The organism is Streptomyces sp. NPDC058371 (assembly GCF_042723265.1).
In the GTDB taxonomy this organism is placed as follows: domain Bacteria; phylum Actinomycetota; class Actinomycetes; order Streptomycetales; family Streptomycetaceae; genus Streptomyces.
Genome location: NZ_JBHXJC010000027.1, coordinates 20747 through 47287, shown reverse-complemented (window position 1 = coordinate 47287; position 26541 = coordinate 20747). Strand labels below are relative to the sequence as shown.

Sequence of the window (26541 nt, the reverse complement as noted above, 5' to 3'; positions counted from 1 at the left end):
TCGTGGGCACAGCCGCTGTCGTGAGCACCGCCTCTGTGCCCGTCGTGGCTTCGGATTCGCTGCCTTCTCTTGCGCTGCCTTCGATGCGGTCCATGGCCATGTCGGCCTCCCCCGTTGAATCGGACATTGAAATCGTGCGTGGGACGTCGCGCCCGTCGCGGCGTGAATCGCGCCGGGTCCCCCCGAAATCACGCCAGGCACAGTTGTACGCATGTCGCACGCGGAGGCTAGCAAGCCGCCTCTGTCTCGCACGAGTCATCGACTAGGCTCCGTGCGTCGCGCGCGCGGACGAGCAGCACGGGGGTGGGTCCATGGCGCCACAGCGGAACACCGGAGCCGATGCGGAAGCGGAACTTCCTGCATACGCCGGCCAGTACCGTCTTGAGGAGCGCCTCGGGTCCGGCGGGATGGGCGTCGTCCAGCTGGCCCGCAGCGGCTCGGGGCTGCGGCTCGCGGTGAAGGTCGTGCATGCCGAGTTCGCCAAGGACCCTGAGTTCCGGGGCCGGTTCCGGCAGGAGGTCGCCGCCGCTCGGCGGGTGAGCGGTGCGTTCACCGCGCCTGTCGTCGATGCCGACCCGGAGGGCGCCCGGCCCTGGATGGCCACGTTGTTCATCCCGGGTCCGACCCTCGCCGAGCATGTGAAGCGGAACGGTCCCATGCCGCCTGCCCAGTTGCGCCGGCTGATGGCCGGGCTCGCCGAGGCGCTGCGGGACATCCACCGGGTGGGCGTCGTCCACCGGGACCTGAAGCCCAGCAACGTCCTGCTCGCCGAGGACGGGCCCAAGGTCATCGACTTCGGCATATCCCGGCCATCGGACAGCGAACTGCACACCGAGACGGGCAAGTTGATCGGCACTCCGCCCTTCATGGCTCCGGAGCAGTTCCGCCGGCCGCGGCAGGTGGGGCCGGCCGCGGACATCTTCGCCCTGGGCTCGGTGATGGTGCACGCCGCCACCGGCCGCGGGCCCTTCGACTCCGACAGTCCGTACGTCGTCGCGTACCAAGTCGTCCACGACGAACCCGACTTGACCGGCGTACCGGAGAATCTCGCTCCGCTCGTCACGCGTTGCCTCGCCAAGGAGCCGGAGGACCGGCCCACCCCCGACGAACTGATGCGCGCGCTGCGGTCGGTCGCGGCCTCGTACGACACCCAGGCGTTCATACCGGCCCAGCGGGCGGTGCCGACCGGCCCGGAAGATGGGGACAGTTCGGTGGGCGCCCACGATCCGGCCGGCGAGAACGGTGGCGCGGAGGCGCCCGGGACGCGGCGTGGGCGGGGGCTGCGCCGGCGTCTGGTCCTCTTGGCCGGAGTGGCCGGAGTCCTCGCGCTCGTCGCGGGCGGGGTGCTGGTCTCGGCCGAGCTGTCCGCGTCGGGCGACGCGCCCCCGAAGGACAGCCGGCCGCGGTCGGCACCGGCCGCCCTGAGCACCTGGAGCCGCAAGCCCGCCTCCGGTGCCGGGACGACCGACGGAACACCCCAATGCTCGTACGCAGCAGGGAAGTTGTTCTGTGCCCAGCCCGGGCTGATCTCCGCTCTGGACCCGGTCGACGGCAGGGTGTTGTGGCGGCACACCTTCGGCGAGCGGAACGCTCCGGTGCCCGCGCCTGCCGTGTCGGGCGGGCTGGTGCACACCGTCACCCAGCAGGGGCAGCGGCTGGAGGCGCTCGATCCGGCCACGGGCCGGACCCGTTGGACGCGGAACATCTCGGCGTACGGCGGTGTGGAGCACGCCGGTGGCACGGTGCTGCTGACCGGCGCCGACGGGACGGTCACCGGAGTGGACGCCGGCACGGGCAAGGACCGTTGGAGCCGCCGGCTGCCCGGGGACCACGCGCCGACCGTCGTCTCCTTCGCCGGGAGCACCAGCCCCGGCGACGGGAGCGGTCGTGGCGGGGCCGCCCCCGCGTACGCCACGAGCGCGACGCCCGACGGGGCGAGCACGCGGGTCGTCGCGGTGGACCCCGATACCGGCGAGGTGCGCTGGGACGCCCGGCTGCGGGGCACCCTGACGCCGGTCGGCACGCGGCAGGGCGCCCTGGTTCTCGCCTCCGTGAACAAGGACGGCGAGACGAACGCCCTGGTGCGGTACGACCCCGAGACCAAGGCGTCGCGCCGGGTGCCGCTCGGGGTGGCGCTCCCCCAGGCTCGCGCCACCGTCCGGGGGAACACCGTGTATCTGCTGGCCACCGGCGGCGGGATGGTGGCCGTCGACCTGGACGCGCTGCGGCAGCGGTGGCGGCTGGAGACCTCCGTGAGCCAGGGTTCGACGCCGGCCGCCGACGCCCGGCACGTGTACTTCACCGCTGCCGACGGGCGACTGCTCGCCGTGGACGCCCGCACGGGCAAGCTCGTCGGGCAGACCGGGATCCGGCTCGCGGCGGCGTCGGACCGGGTCGTGGCCGAGCTGCCGGCGCCCGCCGCCGCCAACGGGCGCGTGTACGCGAGTGCGCCGGACGGGACCGTGTTCTCGGTGGCGGGGGACGATCCCGCCGACTGGTGAGACTCGTATCGCCGACGACCCGCACGCGGTGAGGGGCCGCTCCCAGGGGAGCGGCCCCTCACTCGGTCTGTGTGCGGGCCCGGCGCGCGGCCCGAAGCTCAGCCGAGCTTCGACACGTCCCGGACCGCTCCCTTGTCCGCGCTCGTGGCCATCGCGGCGTACGCGCGCAGGGCGGCGGAGACCTTGCGGTCGCGGTCGACGGGCGCGAAGACGCCGTTCAGGGCCTCGCGGCGAGTCACCAAGTCGGCGTCGGAGACGAGGAGTTGGATCGTACGGTTCGGGATGTCGATGCGGATGCGGTCGCCGTCCTGGACGAGCGCGATCGTGCCGCCGGAGGCCGCCTCGGGGGAGGCGTGGCCGATCGACAGGCCCGACGTGCCGCCGGAGAAGCGGCCGTCGGTGATCAGGGCGCAGGTCTTGCCGAGGCCGCGGCCCTTGAGGAAGGAGGTCGGGTAGAGCATCTCCTGCATACCCGGGCCGCCCTTGGGACCCTCGTAGCGGATGACCACCACGTCGCCGTGCGTGATCTGCTTGTTCAGGATCTTCTCGACGGCCTGCTCCTGCGACTCGCAGACGACCGCCGGGCCCTCGAAGGTCCAGATGGACTCGTCGACGCCTGCCGTCTTCACCACGCAGCCGTCCACGGCGAGGTTGCCCTTGAGGACCGCCAGGCCGCCGTCCTTGGAGTACGCGTGCTCCGCCGAGCGGATGCAGCCGCTCTCGGCGTCCTCGTCGAGGGCCTCCCAGCGCTCGGACTGGGAGAAGGCCTCGGCGGAGCGCTTGCAGCCGGGGGCCGCGTGCCACAGCTCGATGGCCTCGGGGGACGGGGAGCCGGCCCGCACGTCCCACGTCTTCAGCCAGTCCGCGAGGGAGGGGCTGTGGACGGAGTGCACGTCCTCGTTCAGCAGGCCGGCGCGGTGCAGCTCGCCCAGCAGGGCCGGGATACCGCCCGCGCGGTGCACGTCCTCCATGTAGTACGTACGGTCCTTGGCGACGTTCGGTGCGACCTTGGCGAGGCAGGGGACGCGGCGCGAGACCTCGTTGATCTCCTCCAGGCCGAACGGGACGCCCGCCTCCTGGGCGGCGGCCAGCAGGTGCAGGATCGTGTTGGTCGAGCCGCCCATGGCGATGTCCAGCGCCATCGCGTTCTGGAAGGCCGCGAGGGTGGCGACGTTGCGCGGCAGGACCGTCTCGTCGTCCTGCTCGTAGTAGCGGCGGGTGATGTCCATGACCGTGCGCGCCGCGTCCTCGTACAGGCCCTTGCGGGCCGTGTGCGTCGCGAGGACCGAGCCGTTGCCGGGGAGCGAGAGGCCGATGGCCTCCGTCAGGCAGTTCATCGAGTTGGCGGTGAACATGCCGGAACAGCTGCCGCAGGTCGGGCAGGCGTTCTCCTCGATACGGAGGATGTCCTCGTCCGAGATCTTGTCGTTCACCGCGTCGGAGATCGCGTCGACCAGGTCGAGCGTGCGCACCGTGCCGTCGACGAGAGTGGCCCGGCCGGACTCCATCGGGCCGCCGGAGACGAAGACCGTCGGGATGTCCAGGCGCAGGGCCGCCATCAGCATGCCCGGCGTGATCTTGTCGCAGTTCGAGATGCAGATCAGAGCATCGGCGCAGTGGGCCTCCACCATGTACTCGACGCTGTCCGCGATCAGGTCGCGGGAGGGCAGCGAGTAGAGCATGCCGCCGTGGCCCATCGCGATGCCGTCGTCGACCGCGATCGTGTTGAACTCGCGCGGGATGCCGCCGGCTGCGGTGATGGCCTCGCTCACGATCCGGCCGACCGGCTGGAGGTGGGTGTGGCCCGGCACGAACTCCGTGAACGAGTTCGCCACCGCGATGATCGGCTTCCGTCCGATGTCCGCGCCCGGTACACCGGAGGCGCGCATCAGGGCGCGTGCGCCCGCCATATTGCGGCCGTGGGTGACAGTGCGGGACCTCAGCTCGGGCATCGTCGCTCGCTCCTTCGGAGAGTTGTGACTTCCGTCGAGCCTACGCCGGTGCGCCACGATTCGGACAGGGTGTCCGGAATGCGGGACGAGCGTCTCGGTGAGCGGCCGGGTGGGACCGGGTGGGCTCGGCCGTGCGGTAGGGGCGCGTGCGGGCCGGTGGGTGGCACGCGGTGGGTGGCGCGGGTCAGGGGTTTGTCAGGTGCGCCTGTACGACCGGGGCGATCCGTTCGATGATCCGCTCCGGGTCCGCCGAGGCCAGGGGCTCGATCTGGATGACGTACCGCAGCATCGCGACCCCGACCAGCTGGGCCGCCGCGAGCTCGGCGCGCAGGTCGGGGTCCGGGACGTCCAGCTGCTTGGCGATACGGCGCAGCAGCTGGGCGGCGATCAGCCGGCGGAAGACCGCGGCCGCCGTCTCGTTGTTCACCGCGGAACGCACGATTGCGAGCAGCGGCGTACGGGTCGACGGGCTCTCCCAGATGCCGAAGATGAAACGCGTCAGGCGTTCGCCGACGTCGTCGAGGGAGCCGTTCTCGATGGCGTTCGGAGCCTCCAGGGCGGGGGCGAAGGCGCCCTCGATGGCCGCCTCGAACACGTTCTCCTTGGTGCCGAAGTAGTGATGCACGAGCGCCGAGTCCACGCCGGCGGTCTTGGCGATCCCGCGTACGGACGTCTTCTCGTAGCCGCGTGCGGAGAACTCCTCGCGGGCCGCGGCCAGGATGACGTCGCGGGCGGCCGGGGAGGCGGCGGTCTCCGTACGGGACGGGCGGCCGCGGCGGCGCGGGGTGGGGGCTCCCGCGGTCATGGCCGGGGCACCTTGACCGCCGAGGCGAGGTGGAGCCGGGTGAAGGCCAGCGCCTCGGCGAGGTCGGCCTCGCGTTCGGCGCTGGACATCGCGCGGCGGGTGTTCACCTCGATGACGACGTGACCGTCGAAGCCGGTGGTCGCGAGGCGCTCCAGGACTTCCGCGCAGGGCTGGGTGCCGCGGCCGGGGACCAGGTGCTCGTCCTTGTTGGAGCCGTTGCCGTCGGCGAGGTGCACGTGGCCGAGGCGGTCGCCCATGCGGCCGATCATCTTCAGGGCGTCCGTGCGGGCGGTCGCGGTGTGGCTGAGGTCGATGGTGAAGTGCCGGTAGTCCTCGGTCGTGACGTCCCAGTCGGGGGCGTACGCGAGCATCTCGCGGTCCCGGTAGCGCCAGGGGTACATGTTCTCGACGGCGAACCGTACGTCCGTCTCGTTCGCCATCCGCCAGATGCCCTCGACGAAGTCCCGGGCGTACTGGCGCTGCCAGCGGAACGGGGGGTGTACGACGACGGTGGCGGCGCCGAGCTTCTCCGCGGCGGACTGGGCGCGCTGGAGCTTGGTCCACGGGTCGGTGGACCACACGCGCTGTGTGATCAGCAGGCACGGGGCGTGGACGGCGAGGATCGGGATCCGGTGGTAGTCGCTGAGTCTGCGCAGTGCGTCGATGTCCTGACTGACCGGGTCGGTCCAGACCATGACCTCGACGCCGTCGTAGCCGAGGCGCGCGGCGATCTCGAAGGCCGTCGCCGTCGACTCCGGATACACGGACGCCGTGGACAGCGCGACCTTCGCATCCGGGATGCGCACCACTGGTTCTGCCACGAGGGACAGAGTACGGGGCGGGGCGGGTGGGGTGGGGGGCCGGTGCCTCTTGCTGGCGGGGGCGCCTTGGGCGGGGTTCGCCTGGTGCCGGTGGGTGCGCTGTCCGGGGGTGGGTGGGTCGCTGTCCGGCAGTGGGTGGGTGGTTCGCCGTCCGGCGGGGGGTGAGTGGGTCGCCGTCCGGCAGTGGGTGAGTGGGTCGCCGTCCGGCGGGGGATGGGTGGGTCGCCGTCCGGCGGGGGATGGGTCGGGTCCGTGCCGGTACATCCGCCCGTCGCCCTACCGGCTGTGCTGTCCTCTGGGGGCGCTCGCTTGCCCGCCCTCACGCATGGCGACGGGCATTTGATGTACCGGCACGGCCCCTTCGGTGCGTGCGCGACTGCGGGTGCGTGGGGGGTGCGGGCCTGGGCGCCACCTAGCGCCGGGCTCGCCGGTCCTTCCCACGCCGGGGGCCCATGCAGGTACGGGACCGGGTCCACCCGGGCGGTGTGGTTACGGGAGGGGCATGTGGTCGAGGTGGCGGAGGATTACGCCCTCTCGGAGGGCCCAGGGGCAGATTTCCACGGTTTCGACGCCGAAGAGATCCATCGCCCCCTCGGCGACCAACGCGCCCGCGACCAGCTGCCCAGCACGCCCCTCGGAGACCCCGGGGAGCTCGGCCCGCTCGTCGGCGGTCATCCCGGCGAGCCGCGGCACCCACCCCTCCAGGGACTCCCGCTTCAGCTCCCGCTGGACATAGAGCCCCTCCGCGGAGCGGGCGGCCCCGGCCAGCCGGGCCAGCTGCTTGAAGGTCTTGGAGGTGGCGACCACATGGTCGGGCGCACCGAAGCGCGCGAACTCACCCACCGTACGAGCGATCTGGGCCCGGACATGGCGCCGTAGAGCCTTGATGTCGGCCGGGTCCGGGGGATCGCCGGGGAGCCAGCCGGCCGTGAGCCGCCCCGCCCCCAGCGCCAGCGACACCGCCGCGTCGGGCTGCTCGTCGATCCCGTACGCGATCTCCAGGGACCCGCCCCCGATGTCCAGCACGAGCAGTTTCCCGGCCGACCAGCCGAACCAGCGGCGGACGGCGAGGAAGGTGAGACGCGCCTCCTCGGCGCCGGTGAGGACCTGCAGCTCGACACCGGTCTCGGCCTGCACGCGCGCGAGGACGTCGTCCGCGTTGCTGGCCTCGCGGACCGCGGACGTGGCGAACGGCACCAGCTCCTCGACGCCCTTGTCCTCGGCGGCCTCCAGGGCCTCCCGGACCACGGCTATCAGCCGGTCGACGCCGTCCGGACCGATCGCGCCGTCCTCGTCGAGGAGTTGGGCGAGCCGCAACTCCACCTTGTACGAATGCGCGGGCAGCGGGCGCGCGCCCGGGTGCGCATCCACCACCAGCAGATGCACCGTGTTCGAACCCACGTCGAGGACACCGAGTCTCATATACGGAACGCTACTGCCCGCGGCGGCACCGACCGTCCCCGGAGCCACCTCCGGCGACTTACCCTGGACTCGTGCCAAAGACGAAAAAGGCGAAGCCCGACAAATCCGCCACGGGTTCCTCGCAGGCGAAGGCGCCCAAGCCCAAGAAGGTCCCGAAGCAGTCCCCAGTGGAGGACGAGAAGGGGATCGACTTCGCCCGTGCCTGGGTGGAGTTTCCGGATCCCGCCGACGACGAGCAGGTCTTCCGCTGTGATCTGACATGGCTGACCTCTCGCTGGAACTGCATCTTCGGAAGCGGATGCCAGGGCATCCAGGCGGGCCGCGCCGACGACGGCTGCTGCACCCTGGGCGCGCACTTCTCCGACGAGGACGACGAGAAGCGCGTGGCCGGATACGTGGCGAGGCTCACGCCGGACATCTGGCAGCACCACGACGTGGGCACCGCGTCCGGCTGGGTCTCGGAGGACGAGGACGGCGAGCGCCAGACCCGGCCGTACAACGGGTCGTGCATCTTCCAGAACCGGCCCGGTTTCGCCGGCGGCATGGGCTGCTCGCTGCACATCCTGGCGCTCAAGGAGGGCCGCGAGCCGCTGGAGACCAAGCCGGACGTCTGCTGGCAGCTGCCCGTGCGCCGGACGTACGAGTGGATCGACCGGCCCGACGACACGCGTGTGCTCCAGGTCTCCATCGGCGAGTACGACCGCCGCGGCTGGGGGCCGGGCGGCCACGACCTGCACTGGTGGTGCACGTCGGCGACCTCCGCGCACGGCGCGGGCGACCCGGTGTACGTCTCGTACCGCCCCGAGCTCGTCGAGATGATGGGCAAGGCGGGATACGACCGCCTGGTCGAGCTCTGCGAGCAGCGGCTCGCCTCGCAGCTCCCCCTGGTCGCACCGCACCCCGCCGATCCCGTCGGCTGAGATTCCAGTCCCCCCGGGCGGGCCGCTACGCGGACGGGCTCGGGTCGCCGCTGTCGCTCGGCGGCGGTGACGAGCCGTCCGGGTTCGAGGGCGTCGAGCCGGTGGGCGTCGGGCTCGGATCCGGGGTGCCCGGGTCGCTGGGAGTGGGATCGGGGTCGGACGGGCCCGGGTCGCTCGGTGTCGGACTCGGGTCGGAGGGCGTGGGGTGGCTGGGCGTCGGGTGCGGCTCGGACGGGCCCGCGTTGCCGTATCCGTCGATCGTGACGATCGCGCCCGCCGGGGCGATCGCCACCCGCGCGCTCCAGGCCCCGACCGGCTCGCGCAGATGGTCCACGTAGACCTTGATCGTCAACGACTCGCCCGGCCGGAGCGTTCCCGAGGACTGGCTCAGATAGAGCCAGGAGGCTCCGGTGGACGCGGACCACTGCACCGGTGAACTCCCGGACGCGGACAGCGTGATGAGGGTCGTGTCACCGCTGTTGCCGGCCGTGACGGCGAGACGGCCCGCACCCTTCTTGCCGCCGGTCCGCGCGCTGATGACCTCCACGGAGACGTCGGACGACCGGTCGCCCTTGGAGAAGCGGCCCTCGGGCCTGGTGCTGGCGTTGCCCGCGTTCTCGTAGCCGGCCTCGTCGCTGCCCAGGCCGTCGGAGTCGTGTGCCTCGCTCGCGGTGAGCGGGCGGCCGTCCGCGCCCTCCCCGGTGAGAGGGGCGCCGCGATAGGCGGCCCAGAGCGCGAGGACGGGCGCCGCGACGACGGTGGCGACCACGGTCGTCGTGACGGCACGCGCGCGTAGCCGGTCCCGGCGCGCGGCGTGGTCCTTGGGGTCCATGGGGAAGCCGCGCCGGTCGAAGCGCGGAGCGGCGGCCCGCGCGCGCGGGGGATGCGTCATCGCGACGTGCAGGCCCGCGCGAGGGGCCTCCAGGACGGGGAGCGCGGCGGGCGTCACGCTGGTCCCGGGCCAGGCGCCGGGGACCGCCCGCTCGGCCGTACGACGGCAGCGCGGGCAGTCGTCGACGTGCCGTACGAGTTCGCTGCGCAGGGCGGTGCTGAGCACCAGCTGGTTGTCGCCGGTGAGGCGGGCGACGCTCGGGCAGGCGCCGGTCTCCACGACGGCGAGGGCGGCGCGGGTCCGTTCCACCTCGCAGGCGCCGGAGGCGAGCAGCTCGCGTGCCGAGGCCAGGTCCATGCCCAGGACGGCGGCGACCTCGTGGGCGGCGAGCTGGTGGCGTACGGCGAGTTCGAGCGCCTCGCGCTGCTCGGGGGTGGTGCCGGCGGCCTCCGGCCAGGCCAGCTGGGCGAGTTCGCGGCGGTGCTGCTGCTGGACCTCGTCGGAGGCGGAAGCAGATGCGGAGGTGGAGGCAGAGGCGCTCAGCGCCTCGGCCGCGCGCCGGTCGGCCGCGCCCTTGTGCGCGTCCCCCGCGGTCCCGTTCCCCTTGTGGGCGCCTCCCCTGCGGGCGCCCCCCTTGGAGACGTCGCCCGCGGGGACGCTGTCCTTCTGGGCCGCGCGCCGACCGGCGGCGTGCGTCGCCTGCCGTCGGCGTCGGGCCTCGGTGAGCTTGCGCAGACAGGACCAGCGCGCGAGGGCGTACAGCCAGGCCCTTCGGTCGTCCGCGGCCTCCGGGGCGCGTGCGCCCCGGCGCTCGGCCAGCGCGAGGGCGTCGCCCAGCGCCGCGGTCGCCGCGTCGTGATCGCACAGCACCGACAGGCAGTAGGTGAACAGGCCGTCCAGATAGGGCTCGTAGCGCGCGGGCGGGCGCTGGGCCAGGGTGCGGGGCGACGCGCCACGGGGCGCTGTCACCCGCGTGCGCGCGTCTCCGCGCGCCCGGTGTGCGCCGGTGGTGTGCGTGGAGGTCTCCGGACTGCTGCTCATCACCCGTGCGACCGTAGGCGCCGAGCGGCAGCCCCTTCCTGCCCCTTGAGTACATTTAATCCGTACGGGTGAAACGATCCCTCATAAGGGGACACGAACCGCCGATCCCGTGGCCCATGCCTTCACGGGCGGCGATGACCAACGCTCGTCATGGCCCGTGACGAGCGTCCGCGAAGGGCCGTGCCGGGCCCCGCGATGGGCCGTGCCGCGGGCGAACCCGCGCCCCCGCCGAAGAGGCCCCGGCCAGAGCGGCGTTCGCTGTCAGTGGCCTCGGCTACGGTTCCGTGCATGGCTGCCCGTACGAAATCCGCGAAGGACCGTCCGTCCTACCGCTGCACCGAATGCGGCTGGCAGACGGCCAAGTGGCTCGGCCGCTGCCCCGAGTGCCAGGCATGGGGGACGGTCGAGGAGTACGGCGTGCCCGCGGTCCGTACGACGTCGCCGGGCCGCGTCACGACGTCCGCGGTCCCCATCGGGCAGGTCGACGGCCGCCAGGCCACCGCGCGCAGCACGGGCGTGCCCGAGCTGGACCGAGTCCTCGGCGGCGGTCTGGTGCCGGGCGCGGTCGTCCTCGTCGCGGGCGAGCCCGGCGTCGGCAAGTCCACCCTGCTGCTGGACGTGGCGGCGAAGTCGGCCAGTGACGAGCACCGCACGCTCTATGTGACGGGCGAGGAGTCGGCGAGCCAGGTCCGCCTGCGCGCCGACCGCATCAAGGCGATCGACGACCACCTGTATCTCGCCGCGGAGACCGATCTGGCCGCCGTCCTCGGCCACTTGGACGCGGTCAAGCCGTCCCTCCTCGTCCTCGACTCGGTCCAGACCGTGGCGTCCCCGGAGATCGACGGCGCTCCCGGTGGCATGTCCCAGGTCCGCGAGGTGGCCGGCGCACTGATCCGCGTGTCCAAGGAGCGCGGGATGTCCACCCTGCTGGTCGGCCATGTCACCAAGGACGGCGCGATCGCGGGCCCCCGACTGCTCGAACACCTCGTGGACGTCGTCCTGAGCTTCGAGGGCGACCGGCACGCCCGCCTCCGCCTGGTCCGAGGCGTCAAGAACCGGTACGGCACGACGGACGAGGTCGGCTGCTTCGAGCTGCACGACGAGGGCATCACCGGCCTCGCCGATCCCTCCGGGCTCTTCCTCACCCGCCGCGCCGAGCCGGTCCCCGGCACCTGTCTGACCGTCACGCTGGAGGGCCGCCGCCCGCTGGTGGCCGAGGTCCAGGCCCTCACGGTCGACTCCCAGATCCCCTCCCCGCGCCGTACGACATCCGGTCTGGAGACCTCCCGCGTCTCGATGATGCTGGCCGTCCTGGAGCAGCGCGGCCGGATCAGCGCCCTCGGAAAGCGGGACATCTACTCCGCGACGGTCGGCGGCGTGAAGCTCTCCGAGCCCGCGGCGGACCTCGCGATCGCCCTCGCGCTGGCCTCCGCGGCCAGCGACACCCCGCTCCCCAAGAACCTCGTCGCGATCGGTGAAGTGGGCCTCGCGGGCGAGGTCAGACGGGTCACGGGCGTCCAGCGCCGGCTGGCCGAAGCCCACCGGCTGGGCTTCACCCACGCCCTTGTTCCGAGCGATCCCGGCAAGGTCCCGGCCGGTATGAAGGTCCTCGAAGTGGCCGACATAAGCGACGCCCTGCGCGTCCTTCCGCGCTCGCGTGGTCGAGAGGCCCCACGGAAGGACGAAGAGCGCCGGTAGACTTTGCCCAGGTCTCGCCCGTCCGTACGAACCGAGGGCGCCCAGAAACCTGCGACCGGAGGAGTGCAGTGGCAGCCAACGACCGGGCAGCAGCTCCCGGAAAATCCGGTGGGAGCTCCGGTGCCGATGGCCTGATGCGCGCCTCACTGAGCGCCGTGGCACCTGGCACGGCCCTGCGCGACGGGCTCGAGAGAATTCTCCGCGGCAACACCGGCGGACTCATCGTGCTCGGCTGGGACAAGACAGTCGAGTCGATGTGTACCGGCGGTTTTGTCCTGGATGTCGAGTTCACTGCGACCCGCCTGCGCGAGCTGTGCAAGCTCGACGGCGGCATCGTGATCGACAAGGACATCACCAAGATCCTGCGGGCCGGCGTGCAGCTGGTGCCCGACCCGACGATTCCCACCGAGGAGACCGGCACCCGCCACCGCACCGCGGACCGGGTGAGCAAGCAGGTCGGCTACCCCATCGTCTCGGTCTCCCAGTCGATGCGCCTCATCGCCCTCTACGTGGACGGCCAGCGCCGCGTCCTCGAGGACTCCGCGGCGATCCTCTCCCGCGCCAACCAGGCCCTCGCGACCCTGGAGCGCTACAAGCTCCGCCTCGACGAGGTCGCGGGCACGCTCTCCGCCCTGGAGATCGAGGACCTGGTCACCGTCCGGGACGTGTCCGCGGTGGCCCAGCGCCTCGAGATGGTGCGCCGCATCGCCACCGAGATCGCCGAGTACGTGGTGGAGCTGGGCACCGACGGGCGCCTTCTCGCCCTCCAGCTCGATGAGTTGATCGCCGGCGTCGAGCCCGAGCGTGAGCTCGTCGTACGGGACTACGTGCCCGAGCCGACCGCCAAGCGTTCCCGCACGGTCGACGAGGCCCTCTTCGAGCTCAACGCGCTCGCCCACGCGGAACTGCTGGAACTCCCGACCGTGGCAAGGGCGTTGGGCTACACCGGCTCCCCCGAGGCGCTGGACTCGGCGGTCTCCCCGCGCGGCTTCCGCCTCCTCGCCAAGGTCCCCCGGCTGCCCGGCGCGATCATCGACCGCCTGGTGGAGCACTTCGGCGGCCTGCAGAAGCTGCTCGCCGCGAGCGTGGACGACCTGCAGACGGTCGACGGCGTCGGCGAGGCCCGCGCCCGCAGCGTGCGCGAGGGCCTGTCCCGGCTGGCGGAGTCGTCGATCCTGGAGCGGTACGTCTAGCCGCGGCGGTTCTTGAGGGCCCGGGGGTCGCCGCCTGCGACGGACCCCGCGGCCCTCCGTCCGGGGCGCCCGGGGCGAACCCCACGGTTCCTGACCGACCAGGGGAAGCGCGACGGACCCCCCACCCGACACCCGCCGGCCGACGAACTCGGCCCGACACCCGGCCGGCAAGCCACTGCCCGACCCCGGCCGACGAACTCCGGCCCAACAACCGGCCGGCGAACTCGGGCCCGACACCCGGCCGACGAACTCCAGCCCGACGCCTGACCGGCAAGCTACGGCCCGAGACCCGGCCCCACCCCGGCGGCAAGCTACGGCCCGACAAGCGTCCGACAAGCTACGACCCGACACCCAGCCCGACCCCGGCCGACGAACTCCGGCCGGCCGTCGCCCGGCCCGCCCCCGCGGCAGCCGCCGACGTGCGTGTCAGTCCTTCGACAGTACGAACGACGTCTGGGCCTTGGTCAGGCCCGCCGCCCTGGCCTCCACCAGGTACGTGCCGGCGGGCGCCGAGCCCGCCGGAGGGGTGGCGCACTCGGGGGCGCTCGCCTTGCGGTCCCACTCGACCTTGTACGTCACCCGGTCGTTGGCCGGAATGCGGAAGAGCGCGCTGCCGGAGCCCTTGGGGCAGTCGTCCGACGACCAGATGTCGTTGTCACTGCCCGCCTGAGTGATCGTCAGAACAGTGTTCTTCGGGCCGAGATCGACCTTGCAGTCGCTGCCGGAGGTGTTCTTGGCGGTCAGTTCGAAGGCCGGCTTCTTGCCGGGCGCGTAGGTGTTGTGGACGCTGCGCAGTGTCAACGTGACCGCGCCGGTGGTGCAGTTGGGAAGGCTGGACCCGGCGGGCACCTGATCGGCCGCCCCGCCGTCACCCGTCGACACGTCGCCGGAACCCCCACCGGCCCCACTGCCGACGCCACTTGAGCCGCCGGAGCCGGACCCCGACCCGTCGCCGGCTCCCGCGTCCGACCCCGACCCGGAGCCGCTGGACTCCCCGCCGCTCGACTCGTCGCGCCCGCCCGGGTGTTGACTGATCGCCGGCCCGGAGCTGGACGGTCCCGGAGTGATCGAGGGCGCGGGATTCTTCCCGTTGGACCCGTCCCCGTTGTTGTTCCCGCCTCCGCCGCCGGAACCGACCACCCACACGATGAGCAGCGCCAACAGACCGACCACGGACAGCAGAACAGCCCTCCGTCGCCAGTAGATGGAGGAGGGAAGCGGCCCGACCGGATTGCGCATAGATCCCACGGCGCAAACTGTACGAGAGATCCGAGGCTTCCCCTGCCCCACCCGCCGCCTCCGCTCTCAAGTTTTCCGGATCATCATTCCGGTCGGGCCCGCCTCACCCCCGACTTTCACCACGGCGGGGACGCGGCGATCGCGGGGCGTGACGGTGAACGGCCCTTCGCGCACTGTCCGTAACCGTGGGCTTCTTGCATACGTCCGCTCCCTGACACCGCATCACCGGCTTCGCCCATGACGCTCCCGCGCGGCGTCAACACCTCGCCGCACCAGGGACACAGACCGGCCGGACGGCCTGCGCCGTCATCCCGATCGTCAGGTCTTCCGACCCGCCCGGCCGCCGCCCGCATCAGAGCACTCCCCCATGGCAGGATCGACCCCGTCATGACTGCACCCACACTCCCCACCCCCAGCGCCCTGTCCAACGCCTCCGGCGAGCCCCTGCACGAGCCGGTCATCTCCTGGTTCGAGGACCACGCCCGCGATCTGCCGTGGCGGCGTCCCGACGCCGGCCCCTGGGGCGTGATGGTCAGCGAGTTCATGCTGCAGCAGACCCCGGTGAGCCGCGTGCTCCCGGTGTACGAGCAGTGGCTGGCCCGCTGGCCGCGCCCCGCCGACCTGGCGAAGGAGGCGCCCGGCGAGGCCGTCCGCGCCTGGGGCCGGCTCGGCTACCCCCGGCGCGCCCTGCGGCTGCACGGCGCCGCGGTCGCCATAACGGAACGGCACGGCGGCGACGTACCGGCCGAGCATGCCCAGCTGCTCGCGCTGCCGGGAATCGGCGAGTACACCGCGGCGGCCGTGGCGTCGTTCGCGTACGGGCAGCGGCACGCCGTCCTCGACACGAACGTGCGGCGGGTCTTCGCGCGGGCGGTGACCGGCGTGCAGTACCCGCCGAACGCCACCACGGCCGCCGAGCGCAAGCTGGCCCGCGCCCTGCTGCCGGCGGACGAGAACACGGCGTCGCGCTGGGCCGCCGCCTCCATGGAGCTCGGCGCGCTCGTGTGCACGGCGAAGAACGAGTCGTGCCACCGGTGCCCGATCTCCGCGCTGTGCGCCTGGCAGCTGGCCGGGAAGCCGGAGCACCAGGGCCCCCCGCGCCGCGGCCAGACGTATGCCGGCACCGACCGCCAGGTCCGCGGCCGGCTGCTGGCCGTGCTGCGGGAGGCCGTCACGGCGGTTCCGCAGGCGGCGCTCGACCGCGTGTGGGACGAACCGGTGCAACGCGCCCGCGCCCTGGACGGTCTCGTCGCCGACGGTCTGGTCGAACCCCTGCCGGGCGGCCTCTACCGGCTCCCTCTCAGCTGAGTAACAGGGTCCGACCACCCTCCCCGCAGGCCAAATCGCCCGTAACTCCGACAAGTCGGCACCTCCCCTTACCCCTGGCCTACATCCGTTACACAACCGACGGACAGCCGAGCGCTGGCCGCAGGCCGGCCCGGACAACCCCGTGACAACGCCTCCGTAGCTTCATTCCCGTACCGCAGGGACAGCGGGACGCAGGCAACGGACAACCGGCAGCGGGCGGGTCGGAAACGGGGATGGAGGCGGTTGATCATGGCGCACGGCGAGGTGCTCGAATTCGAGGAGTACGTCCGCACCCGGCAGGACGCGCTGCTGCGCAGCGCCCGCCGGCTCGTCCCCGACCCGGTCGACGCCCAGGACCTGCTGCAGACCGCGCTCGTCCGGACGTACGGCCGCTGGGACGGCATCGCGGACAAGCGGCTGGCCGATGCCTATCTGCGCCGCGTCATGATCAACACCCGTACCGAGTGGTGGCGGGCCCGCAAGCTCGAAGAGGTGCCCACCGAGCAGCTGCCGGACGCGAGCGTCGACGACGCGACGGAGCAGCACGCCGACCGCGCGCTGCTGATGGACATCATGAAGGTGCTGGCTCCGAAGCAGCGCAGTGTCGTCGTGCTGCGACACTGGGAGCAGATGTCCACGGAGGAGACGGCCGCCGCCCTCGGCATGTCGGCCGGTACGGTCAAGAGCACGCTGCACCGGGCGCTGGCCCGGCTCCGCGAGGAGCTGGAGAGGCGGGACCTCGAGGAGCGCGGTGCCCGCGGGCTCGAAGCGAACAGGGAGCAGGAGCGTTGCGCGGCCTAGGCACTACGGCCATCCGGTCCGGCAGGGCCCTCAAGGCGGTGATCACGGCGGTGGCCGTGCTCGCCGCCCTCGGCCTTTTCGTCTCGGCGTGCGGCACCGGCGGCACCGGAGCCCGGGACGAGGGCCCGGCCGGCTCCGACACGGTCGCGGGCGCCAAGACCCCCTCCGCCTCGCCGACCAAGGCCGCCCAACGGGTGGACGCGGTCAAGCTCGTCAAGGATGACCCGGCGGTCAGCGCGTCGGTCAAGCGCGATCTGAAGCCGTGCGTCGCCGACGAGTACCCGGTCGACGTCTCGTACGGGAACCTGACCGGGGGATCCGCCGACGACATCGTGGTGAACGTGATGACCTGCGGCGATGCCGTCGGGATCGGTTCGTACGTGTATCGCGCCGAGGGCAGTGAGTACCAGAATGTCTTCAAGGCCGAGGAGCCGCCGGTCTACGCGGAGATCGACCGGGGCGACCTGGTGATCACCCAGCAGCTGTACGACAAGGGCGACCCGGTGTCGTATCCCTCCAGCGAAGAAGTGATCACCTACAACTGGTCCGCGAGCCACTTCGCCGTGGAGTCCCGGATACACAACGACTACAGCAACGTGGTGGGCGGCGCCGACTCCCCCTCCCCCGACGCGAACTGAGAGCAGAGCACACGGATGGCAGAGCAGACCCACGTCCTGTTCGTCGAGGACGACGACGTCATCCGCGAGGCCACGCAGCTCGCCCTGGAGCGGGACGGCTTCGCGGTGACGGCCATGCCCGACGGGCTGTCCGGCCTGGAGGCGTTCCGTGCGGACCGGCCCGACATCGCGCTCCTGGACGTCATGGTTCCCGGACTCGACGGGGTCAGCCTGTGCCGCCGTATCCGCGACGAGTCCACGGTGCCGGTGATCATGCTGTCCGCGCGTGCCGACTCGATCGACGTCGTGCTGGGCCTGGAGGCAGGCGCCGACGACTACGTGACGAAGCCCTTCGACGGGGCCGTGCTCGTCGCGCGCATCCGTGCGGTGCTGCGGCGCTTCGGGCACGCGAGCGGTCCCGCGAGCCCCGGCGCCGACGACTCGGCCGGGATCGACGGCGGACTGCTGTCCTTCGGTGATCTGGAGATCGACACCGAGGGCATGGAGGTGCGCCGGGACGGTCGGCCGGTGGGGCTCACGCCCACCGAGATGCGGCTGCTCCTGGAGTTCTCGTCCGCGCCCGGCACGGTGCTGTCGCGCGACAAGCTCCTGGAGCGCGTGTGGGACTACGGCTGGGGCGGTGACACGCGGGTCGTCGACGTCCATGTACAGCGGCTGCGTACGAAGATCGGCCAGGACCGGATCGAGACGGTCCGTGGTTTCGGCTACAAGTTGAAGGCCTGAGCAGGGGTATGCGGGGGATATTTCGACGCCTGGTACCGGGCGGCACGGGTGCGGGCGCAGGCGTGCGCGGCGGGGGCATCCGCACCGGCATCAGATGGAAGCTCAGCGCGGCGATCGCGCTGGTCGGCGCCCTGGTGGCGCTCGCGCTGAGCCTGGTCGTGCACAACGCGGCTCGGGTGTCGATGCTCGACAACGCGCGGGACCTGGCGGACGAGCGCATCCAGGTCGCCCAGCGCATCTACGAGTCCGGGCGGACCCAGTCCTTCGGGGTCAAGGTCGACGACCCGGCCATCCCGCCGGACCTGCTGGTGAAGGTCGCCCAGGGGCGGCGCGCCACCTATGTGTCCGACGGGCCGCACGGCGTGCCGGACATCTGGGCCGCCGTCCCGCTCAAGGACGGCCGGGTGCTCTCCCTGCACTCGGCGTTCACGGACCGCAGCGCGACGGTGATGAAGGACCTCGACCAGGCGCTGCTCATCGGCTCCATCGCGGTCGTCTTCGGCGGCTGCGCGCTCGGTGTGCTCATCGGCGGCCAGCTGTCGCGCCGGCTGCGCAAGGCCGCGTCCGCCGCGAACCAGGTCGCCAAGGGCGACACGGACGTCCGCGTACGGGACGCCATCGGCGGTGTCGTCCGGGACGAGACCGACGACCTCGCGCGGGCGGTGGACGCCATGGCGGACGCACTCCAGCAGCGCATCGAGGCCGAGCGCCGGGTGACCGCCGACATCGCGCACGAACTGCGCACCCCGGTGACCGGTCTGCTGACGGCCGCCGAGCTGCTGCCCCCCGGCCGCCCGACGGAGCTCGTACGGGACCGGGCGCAGGCCATGCGCACCCTCGTCGAGGACGTCCTGGAGGTCGCCCGGCTCGACGGGGCGTCCGAGCGGGCCGAGCTGCAGGACATCATGCTGGGTGAGTTCGTGTCCCGGCGGGTGGCCGCGAAGGACGCGGACATCCAGGTGCTCGTGGTGCACGAGTCGGAGGTCACCACCGATCCCCGGCGGCTGGAGCGGGTGCTGTTCAACCTGCTCGCCAACGCGGCACGGCACGGCAAGCCGCCCATCGAGGTGTCCGTCGAGGGCCGCGTCATCCGCGTACGCGATCACGGGCCCGGCTTCCCCGAGAAGCTGCTCCACGAGGGCCCGAGCCGCTTCCGCACGGGCAGCACCGACCGCGCGGGCCACGGCCACGGGCTGGGCCTCACGATCGCGGCCGGCCAGGCCCGCGTGCTCGGTGCCCGGCTGACCTTCCGCAATGTCCGCCCGGCCGGCGCCCCCGACGACGTACCCGCCGAGGGCGCGGTGGCAGTCCTGTGGCTGCCGGAACACGCGCCGACGAACACGGGGAGCTATCCGATGCTGCCGGCGTCGGGAAGCTAGCGGCTGGGGCAGGACGGGCGGGGAGGGCCACGAGCCCCGGTCCGCCTAGATTCCGCTGTGCGGGCCGAGGGGCGGTGGCCTCTGGTCGTCTCCGGACGGGGCGGTGTCGCCGGTCTTCCACGACGGGTCGTAGGCGCAGGGCCCGGAGGCGCCGCCGGTGAAGTACTCCCGGTCCGCGTACCAGGTGAAGGACATGCGCTCGGCTCCGCCGTCCCGCTGGACGAACAGGTCCCAGTCCGTGCCCTGTGCGCCCTCCCGGTAGGACGTGACCTCCCAGCCGTCGTCGTCCAGGTGCCGGTGCAGCCGGCGCAGACCGGAGACGGCCCGGCTCGCGGGGACGTGGTCCAGCGCCCACCTGTGGCTCATCGAGTAGGCCCCGTCGACGGTCTTGTCCTCCAGCCCGAACAGGCCCCCGTCGTAGCAGAGGGACGAGGCGAACGTGTTCTCCGGGCTGACGCCGATGTCCTCCGCACCCGGCTCGACGGTACGCCCGAATCCCAGGACGCCGTACGCCTCCTGGGAGCGCTGGAAGACGCGGTCCGCCGTCTCCTCGGGCGCGACGCGGGGAAAGTCCGTCGCCCCCCAGGAGTTCCACACCAGCGGGACGAACAGGCCGAGCACGACAGCCATGACGAGTGCGACGAGCACGGCGCAGCCGGCTCCGTTGCCCCCGAGGGCGCCGTCGGGGGACTCGGGCCGGGGCTCGGACGCGGTCGGGGTGATGTGGGTGTCGGTCGGTGGGGTCTCCTCAGGCATACGGGGACGCTATGGCAGCGGGGAGCGCGGCGGATGGGCGCGATGACCCGGCGCCCGGTGAGTACATGTACTCACTTGATCCACGGCGCCCCGAGGGCCGGCCGCGCACAGGCGAAGGCCCCCGGGGCGGACAGCGCCGGGGGCCTTCGGACCGAGGTGAAGGAGGTGTCAGACGGCCTCTGCGACCGCTGGCTACAGCCCCGAGGCGTCCCCGACCACGGCGTCGGCCGGCTTCCCGGGTCCCGCTCCCTTGAGCGGGACCTCCTTCACGAACACCGAGGCGACCATCGCGACGATGGCGACGATGGCTCCGAGCTGGAACGCCGAGTGCGTACCGGCGGAGACCGCGTGCTGGTACGCCTCACGTGCCGCGGTCGGCAGCTTGGCGAGACTGGCCGCGTCCAGCTGCGCGGACTGCTCGGTCATCTTGGATCCGAGCGCACCCGCCCGCTCGGCCATGACGTCCTGCACCCGGTGGTTGAACAGGGCACCCATGATCGCGACACCGAAGGACGAGCCGAGCGTACGGAACAGGGTGGTCGACGAGGACGCGACGCCGATGTCCTTCATCTCGACGCTGTTCTGCGCGACCAGCATGGTGATCTGCATCAGGCAGCCCATGCCCGCACCGAGGACGGCCATGTACAGCCCGGACGTCAGCCGGGTCGTGTCGGTGTCCATCTGGGCGAGCAGGAACAGCCCCACCGTCATCAGAATGCTGCCGACGACCGGGAAGACCTTGTACTTGCCGCTGTTGGTGGTGACCCGCCCGGCGACCATCGAGACCACGAGCATCGCGCCGAGCATCGGCAGGAGCAGCAGACCGGAGTTGGTCGCGGACGCGCCCTGCACCGACTGCTGGTACAGCGGCAGGAAGAGGACGGCACCGAACATCACGAAGCCGGTGATGAAGCCGATGATCGACATCAGCGTGAAGTTGAGGCTGCGGAAGATGTGCAGCGGCACGATCGGCGCGGCGGCCCTGGTCTGTACGAACAGGAAGCCGACGAGCGCGGCGACACCGATGCCGATGAGCTCCATGATGCGGGCCGAGCCCCAGGCGTACTCGCTGCCGCCCCAGGTGGTGACGAGCACGATGGAGGTGATGCCGACGGTCAGCAACCCGGCGCCCAGATAGTCGATGCGCCCCTCCACCCGCTTCTTCGGCAGGTGCAGGACGGCACTGATGGCGATCAGCGCGACGACACCGAGCGGCAGGTTGATGTAGAAGGACCAGCGCCAGCCCCAGTGGTCGGTGATGGTGCCGCCGACGAGCGGTCCGGCGATCATGGCGAGCGCCATCACGCCGGCGATCATGCCCTGGTACTTGCCGCGCTCCCGCGGGGGAATCAGGTCACCGATGATCGCCATGACGCCGACCATCAGACCACCGGCGCCGAGCCCCTGAATGGCGCGGAAGCCGATCAGCTGGCCCATGTCCTGGGCCATGCCGCTGAGTGCGGACCCGATCAGGAAGAGCACGATCGACGTCATGAAGACGCCCTTGCGCCCGTACATGTCGCCGAGCTTGCCCCAGATCGGGGTGGAGGCGGCGGTCGCGAGGGTGTACGCGGTGACCACCCACGACAGGTGTTCGAGGCCGCCCAGCTCGCCGACGATCGTGGGCATCGCCGTACCGACGATCATGTTGTCGAGCATCGCGAGCATCATCGCGACGAGCAGCGCGGCCAGGACGACGCGCACACTGCGCGGTTGCTGTCCGGTCGCGTCCTCGACCTGCTGTTCCGGCTGTTTTCCGGGCGGTGTGACCGCCGTTTCGGTGATGTCCGCCATCGTTCCCACTCCCCTGGGTACAGCCCGGTCGGCTGACCCCACCCGGTTACTTACTTGCCGACCGGCAAGTTGACTACACTCAGGGAAGGTAGACCGCTAACTAGCCGGGCGTCAAGTAAGTTTAGCTGGGCTTGACTAGCCGGGCGTCAAGTAAGTTTTCAGGGAGCGCGAGGAGTAAGAGGATGGGCGGCACCATGGACGGCACCAAGCGACAGCGCCGCGGCGACACCCGCCAGCGCATCCAGGACGTGGCCCTCGAACTCTTCTCCGAGCAGGGCTACGAGAAGACATCTCTGCGCGAGATCGCCGAGCACCTCGACGTCACGAAGGCAGCGCTCTACTACCACTTCAAGTCCAAGGAAGAGATCCTCATCAGCCTCTTCGAGGACCTGACGAGGCCGCTGGACGAGCTGATCGAGTGGGGAAGCGCCGAGCCGCGCTCCCTGGAGACCAAGCAGGAGGTCCTGCGCCGCTACAGCGAGGCCCTCCAGGGCGCCTCACCGCTCTTCCGCTTCATGCAGGAGAACCAGGCGACGGTACGAGAGCTGAGCATCGGCGAGACCTTCAAGGACCGCATGCTGGCCATGCGCGACATACTCCGGGAGCCGGAGGCACCGCTGACCGACCAGGTCCGGTGCATCAGTGCGCTGTTCACGATGCACGCCGGGATGTTCGTCCTCAACGACATCGAAGGCGACCCCGAGGACAAGCGCAAGGCGGTCCTGGAGGTCGCGATCGATCTGGTGACCCAGGCGCACCGCGGCGCCTGAGCTCCCGGGCACGGTCAGACGGTGACGCCCTTGTCGCGCAGGAAGGCGACGGGGTCGACGGCCGAGCCGTAGTTCGGGGTCGTACGGATCTCGAAGTGCAGGTGCGGGCCGCTGGAGTTCCCGGTGCTGCCGGACAGCGCGATGTGCTGACCGGTGGAGACGACCTGGCCGACCTTCACATCGATCCGCGACAGGTGGGCGTACTGCGAGTACGTGCCGTTGCCGTGCTTGATGACGACGGCGTTGCCGTACGCGGGGCCGTCGCCGGCGCCGTTGCCGCCGGCCTTGACGACGGTGCCGCCGTGCGCGGCCATGACCTGCGTACCGGTGGCCACCGCGAAGTCCTGCCCGCTGTGGGTGGACGACCACATGTTGCCGGCCTGCGCGAAGCTCGCGGAGAGCGTGTACTTCTTCACCGGGTCGATCCAGGAGGCGGCCTTCTTGGCCGCGGTCTGCTTCGTCGTCGCGGCGGCCTTCTTGGCGTCCGCGGCGGCCTTGGCCTGAGCGGCGGCCTGGGTCTGCAGCGCGCTCGCCGTGGTACCGGCGGCGGAGCTGTCGAGGGTGGTGCCGGCGGCGGCCGCGACCCCGGTGCCCAGCGCGACCGAGGCTCCCAGGCCGACGGCCAGGACGGCCGCCCTCGTGCGGAGACGGGACGTGCGGGAGGAACGGGACGTGACGCGCTTCGACATGGAGACCTCTTCGGGACGGGGACGAGGGCAAAGAAACCCACCCGACGCACAGGCACCTGTCGGATGGACTCTCCCTTGGTAACCCGCACCCCCGGGGACCCCCAAAACGGTGATCTACGACGAAGGTTCGTACTTCAGCTCAAAACTTTCGACTCCTTGACAGAGCGCCCGCCTCTTGGAGGATCTACCTGATATCCATCCGAAAACGATGTTTAGCCCCACATGGGAGCCTCGCCCCCACCGGTGAACCGGCCTGCCGGGCCCTACGACCCCCGATGCCCGTCCGACCCTCGGGGTTCCAGGCCAAAGGTCCTTTTTGCCCTTCCCTCCGCATCCACTATTCCGCGTAGTAACGGACAAATCGCCTGTGCGTCATGTCACCGGCCACCTCCGTCCTAGCGCGCGAAAAGGGGCTGCCCCAGGACCGAAGTCCTGGGGCAGCCCCTGTGCGAAGCGAAGCCGGAGGCTACGCCTCCTTGCTCAGGTTGGGACCGGCACCGCCGGCCGCCTGCTCGATCGGCGGGACGTCGGGCAGAGCCGACTTCTCCTCACCCCGGAAGGTGAAGGTCTGCGCTTCGCCCTCGCCCTCGGTGTCCACGACCACGATGTGGCCCGGACGCAGCTCGCCGAAGAGGATCTTCTCCGACAGCGTGTCCTCGATCTCGCGCTGGATCGTGCGACGCAGCGGACGCGCGCCGAGCACGGGGTCGTAACCCTTCTTGGCGAGGAGCTCCTTCGCGGACTGGGCGAGCTCGATGCCCATGTCCCGGTCCTTGAGGCGCTCGTCCACCTTGGTGATCATCAGGTCGACGATCTCCAGGATGTCGGACTGCGTGAGCTGCGGGAAGACGACGACGTCGTCCACACGGTTGAGGAACTCGGGGCGGAAGTGCTGCTTGAGCTCGTCCGCGACCTTGTTCTTCATGCGCTCGTAGTTGGACTTCGTGTCACCCTGCGCCGCGAAGCCCAGGTTGAAGCCCTTCGAGATGTCCCGCGTGCCGAGGTTGGTCGTCATGATGATGACCGTGTTCTTGAAGTCCACGACCCGGCCCTGGGAGTCGGTCAGCCGACCGTCCTCCAGGATCTGCAGCAGCGAGTTGAAGATGTCCGGGTGGGCCTTCTCGACCTCGTCGAACAGGACGACGGAGAACGGCTTGCGGCGGACCTTCTCGGTCAGCTGACCGCCCTCTTCGTAGCCCACGTAGCCGGGGGGCGAACCGAAGAGCCGCGAGACCGTGTGCTTCTCGCTGAACTCCGACATGTCGAGGGAGATCAGCGCGTCCTCGTCACCGAAGAGGAACTCGGCGAGCGCCTTGGACAGCTCGGTCTTACCGACACCGGACGGACCGGCGAAGATGAACGAACCACCCGGGCGCTTCGGGTCCTTGAGGCCCGCACGCGTACGACGGATCGCCTTCGAGAGCGCCTTGACGGCGTCCTTCTGGCCGATGACCCGCTTGTGGAGCTCGTCCTCCATGCGCAGCAGACGCGAGGACTCCTCCTCGGTCAGCTTGAAGACCGGGATGCCGGTGGCGGTCGCGAGGACCTCGGCGATCAGCTCGCCGTCGACCTCGGCGACGACGTCCATGTCGCCGGCCTTCCACTCCTTCTCCCGCTTGGCCTTGGCGGCCAGGAGCTGCTTCTCCTTGTCGCGGAGGGAGGCGGCCTTCTCGAAGTCCTGCGAGTCGATCGCGGACTCCTTGTCGCGGCGGACGCCCGCGATCTTCTCGTCGAACTCGCGGAGGTCCGGCGGCGCCGTCATCCGGCGGATGCGCATCCGGGAGCCCGCCTCGTCGATCAGGTCGATCGCCTTGTCGGGGAGGAAGCGGTCCGAGATGTAGCGGTCCGCGAGCGTCGCGGCCTGGACCAGAGCCTCGTCCGTGATGGAGACGCGGTGGTGCGCCTCGTAACGGTCGCGCAGGCCCTTGAGGATCTCGATCGTGTGCGGGAGGGAAGGCTCCGCCACCTGGATCGGCTGGAAGCGGCGCTCGAGGGCCGCGTCCTTCTCGAGGTGCTTGCGGTACTCGTCCAGAGTCGTGGCACCGATGGTCTGCAGCTCACCGCGGGCCAGCATCGGCTTCAGGATCGAAGCCGCGTCGATGGCGCCCTCGGCGGCACCCGCACCGACCAGCGTGTGGAGCTCGTCGATGAACAGGATGATGTCGCCGCGGGTGCGGATCTCCTTGAGGACCTTCTTCAGGCGCTCCTCGAAGTCACCGCGGTAGCGGGAGCCGGCGACCAGCGCGCCCAGGTCGAGGGTGTAGAGGTGCTTGTCCTTGAGGGTCTCGGGCACCTCGCCCTTGACGATGGCCTGCGCCAGGCCCTCGACGACGGCGGTCTTGCCGACGCCGGGCTCGCCGATGAGAACCGGGTTGTTCTTCGTACGGCGGGACAGCACCTGCATGACCCGCTCGATCTCCTTCTCGCGCCCGATGACCGGGTCGAGCTTGGACTCACGAGCCGCCTGGGTGAGGTTCCGGCCGAACTGGTCGAGGACCAGGGACGTGGAGGGCGTGCCCTCGGCAGGACCACCACTGGCGCCGGCGGTCTCCTTGCCCTGGTAACCGGAGAGCAGCTGGATGACCTGCTGCCGCACCCGGTTGAGATCGGCGCCCAGCTTGACCAGGACCTGGGCGGCGACGCCCTCGCCCTCACGGATCAGGCCGAGCAGGATGTGCTCCGTGCCGATGTAGTTGTGGCCCAGCTGAAGGGCCTCGCGGAGCGACAGCTCCAGGACCTTCTTGGCACGGGGGGTGAAGGGGATGTGCCCGGACGGGGCCTGCTGCCCCTGCCCGATGATCTCCTCCACCTGCTGGCGGACCGCCTCGAGCGAAATCCCGAGGCTCTCCAGGGCCTTAGCGGCGACACCCTCACCCTCGTGGATCAGGCCCAGGAGGATGTGCTCGGTGCCGATGTAGTTGTGGTTGAGCATCCGGGCTTCTTCCTGAGCCAGGACGACAACCCGCCGCGCGCGGTCGGTGAACCTCTCGAACATCGTTAATCGCTCCTCAGAGCGGTCAGGCAGTAAGGGGACGCTCCCCTCCCTGTCCTTCCGCAGCTTAGTCCCGCAAGCGGGGACCGCTCATTCCAACTGCCGACACCGTCCTTGGCCTCCTGACCCCGAACGCCGACATATGCTCCAACCCGATGGTGCGAGACGATGTTCCCGCAGGCCAGGCAGTTACCCCCACCATCAGTACGCCGATGGCGAACGTGAGACCGCCTTTGCTTGCGTGTCGCCCCCTCCCACTAGGGATGT

The 26541-nt window shown here is 71.1% G+C and carries 20 protein-coding genes; 10 read left to right on the top strand and 10 right to left on the bottom strand.

The genetic code is table 11. The features are described from left to right. The first annotated feature begins 311 nt into the window (after positions 1–311). Complete coding sequence (locus ACFWM2_RS40050; protein WP_383291250.1) at positions 312–2501, top strand: PQQ-binding-like beta-propeller repeat protein; 2190 nt, start codon at positions 312–314, stop codon at positions 2499–2501. 98 nt (positions 2502–2599) lie between these two features. Here the strand turns inward: ACFWM2_RS40050 and ilvD are convergent, their stop codons facing one another. The 4 genes from ilvD to ACFWM2_RS40030 all read right to left on the bottom strand — a co-directional run bounded on the left by ilvD (position 2600) and on the right by ACFWM2_RS40030 (position 7501). Beyond that, a complete protein-coding gene (gene ilvD, locus ACFWM2_RS40045) occupies positions 2600–4453 on the bottom strand; it encodes a dihydroxy-acid dehydratase (protein ID WP_383291248.1) in 1854 nt (617 codons plus the stop codon). A gap of 184 nt (positions 4454–4637) precedes the next feature. Then, positions 4638–5258: a TetR family transcriptional regulator gene (locus ACFWM2_RS40040; protein ID WP_383291246.1), complete on the bottom strand. Its 621-nt coding sequence runs from the start codon at positions 5256–5258 to the stop codon at positions 4638–4640. After that, a complete protein-coding gene (locus ACFWM2_RS40035; protein WP_383291244.1) occupies positions 5255–6079 on the bottom strand; it encodes a sugar phosphate isomerase/epimerase family protein in 825 nt (274 codons plus the stop codon). The genes ACFWM2_RS40040 and ACFWM2_RS40035 overlap by 4 nt, the downstream gene beginning before the upstream one ends. Positions 6080–6568: 489 nt before the next feature. Further along, on the bottom strand, positions 6569–7501 hold the full coding sequence (locus tag ACFWM2_RS40030) for a Ppx/GppA family phosphatase (RefSeq protein WP_383291242.1): 933 nt from the start codon (positions 7499–7501) through the stop codon (positions 6569–6571). 71 nt (positions 7502–7572) lie between these two features. On the opposite strand from ACFWM2_RS40030, the gene ACFWM2_RS40025 reads away from it, so the two are divergent. Further along, positions 7573–8421 (top strand): hypothetical protein, encoded by an 849-nt coding sequence (locus tag ACFWM2_RS40025; protein WP_383291240.1) that lies wholly within the window; start codon positions 7573–7575, stop codon positions 8419–8421. Between the two features lie 25 nt (positions 8422–8446). On the opposite strand, the gene ACFWM2_RS40020 is transcribed toward ACFWM2_RS40025, so the two are convergent. Next, positions 8447–10294, bottom strand: a complete 1848-nt coding sequence (locus ACFWM2_RS40020; RefSeq protein WP_383291238.1) for a hypothetical protein — start codon at positions 10292–10294, stop codon at positions 8447–8449. A 288-nt stretch (positions 10295–10582) separates the two neighbouring features. Between ACFWM2_RS40020 and radA the strand changes: the two genes are divergently transcribed. Both radA and disA read left to right on the top strand, forming a co-directional pair. Next, complete coding sequence (gene radA / locus ACFWM2_RS40015; protein WP_383291236.1) at positions 10583–11992, top strand: DNA repair protein RadA; 1410 nt, start codon at positions 10583–10585, stop codon at positions 11990–11992. Positions 11993–12060: 68 nt separating this feature from the next. Further along, the gene (disA, locus tag ACFWM2_RS40010) at positions 12061–13185 is read left to right on the top strand and encodes a DNA integrity scanning diadenylate cyclase DisA (RefSeq protein WP_383291234.1); all 1125 of its coding nucleotides are present in this window, start codon (positions 12061–12063) and stop codon (positions 13183–13185) included. A 426-nt stretch (positions 13186–13611) separates the two neighbouring features. Here the strand turns inward: disA and ACFWM2_RS40005 are convergent, their stop codons facing one another. Beyond that, complete coding sequence (locus ACFWM2_RS40005) at positions 13612–14433, bottom strand: hypothetical protein (protein ID WP_383291232.1); 822 nt, start codon at positions 14431–14433, stop codon at positions 13612–13614. Between the two features lie 378 nt (positions 14434–14811). Here ACFWM2_RS40005 and ACFWM2_RS40000 point away from each other — a divergent pair, with 378 nt between their 5' ends. From ACFWM2_RS40000 to cseC, 5 genes are all read left to right on the top strand, one after another. Continuing rightward, positions 14812–15732 carry an A/G-specific adenine glycosylase gene (locus ACFWM2_RS40000; RefSeq protein WP_383291230.1) on the top strand — a complete coding sequence of 307 codons (921 nt, stop codon included), beginning with the start codon at positions 14812–14814 and terminating at the stop codon, positions 15730–15732. A 249-nt stretch (positions 15733–15981) separates the two neighbouring features. Beyond that, entirely contained in the window at positions 15982–16533 is a 552-nt protein-coding gene (locus ACFWM2_RS39995) for a SigE family RNA polymerase sigma factor (RefSeq protein ID WP_383291228.1), read from the top strand. After that, positions 16521–17171: a hypothetical protein gene (locus ACFWM2_RS39990; protein ID WP_383291226.1), complete on the top strand. Its 651-nt coding sequence runs from the start codon at positions 16521–16523 to the stop codon at positions 17169–17171. The genes ACFWM2_RS39995 and ACFWM2_RS39990 overlap by 13 nt, the downstream gene beginning before the upstream one ends. 15 nt (positions 17172–17186) lie before the next feature. Further along, entirely contained in the window at positions 17187–17894 is a 708-nt protein-coding gene (gene cseB / locus ACFWM2_RS39985) for a two-component system response regulator CseB (protein WP_383291224.1), read from the top strand. Positions 17895–17902: 8 nt separating this feature from the next. Continuing rightward, entirely contained in the window at positions 17903–19273 is a 1371-nt protein-coding gene (gene cseC, locus ACFWM2_RS39980; protein ID WP_383291222.1) for a two-component system sensor histidine kinase CseC, read from the top strand. 45 nt (positions 19274–19318) lie between these two features. Here the strand turns inward: cseC and ACFWM2_RS39975 are convergent, their stop codons facing one another. Next, positions 19319–20029: a hypothetical protein gene (locus ACFWM2_RS39975; protein ID WP_383291220.1), complete on the bottom strand. Its 711-nt coding sequence runs from the start codon at positions 20027–20029 to the stop codon at positions 19319–19321. 192 nt (positions 20030–20221) lie between these two features. Continuing rightward, positions 20222–21823 (bottom strand): MDR family MFS transporter, encoded by a 1602-nt coding sequence (locus ACFWM2_RS39970; protein ID WP_383291218.1) that lies wholly within the window; start codon positions 21821–21823, stop codon positions 20222–20224. Positions 21824–22005: 182 nt separating this feature from the next. Between ACFWM2_RS39970 and ACFWM2_RS39965 the strand changes: the two genes are divergently transcribed. Beyond that, complete coding sequence (locus tag ACFWM2_RS39965; protein ID WP_383291217.1) at positions 22006–22593, top strand: TetR/AcrR family transcriptional regulator; 588 nt, start codon at positions 22006–22008, stop codon at positions 22591–22593. A gap of 14 nt (positions 22594–22607) precedes the next feature. Here the strand turns inward: ACFWM2_RS39965 and ACFWM2_RS39960 are convergent, their stop codons facing one another. Together ACFWM2_RS39960 and ACFWM2_RS39955 are read right to left on the bottom strand one after the other, a co-directional pair. After that, the gene (locus ACFWM2_RS39960; protein WP_383291215.1) at positions 22608–23282 is read right to left on the bottom strand and encodes a M23 family metallopeptidase; all 675 of its coding nucleotides are present in this window, start codon (positions 23280–23282) and stop codon (positions 22608–22610) included. A gap of 466 nt (positions 23283–23748) precedes the next feature. After that, positions 23749–26277, bottom strand: a complete 2529-nt coding sequence (locus ACFWM2_RS39955) for an ATP-dependent Clp protease ATP-binding subunit (RefSeq protein WP_383291213.1) — start codon at positions 26275–26277, stop codon at positions 23749–23751. Positions 26278–26541: the final 264 nt, after the last annotated feature.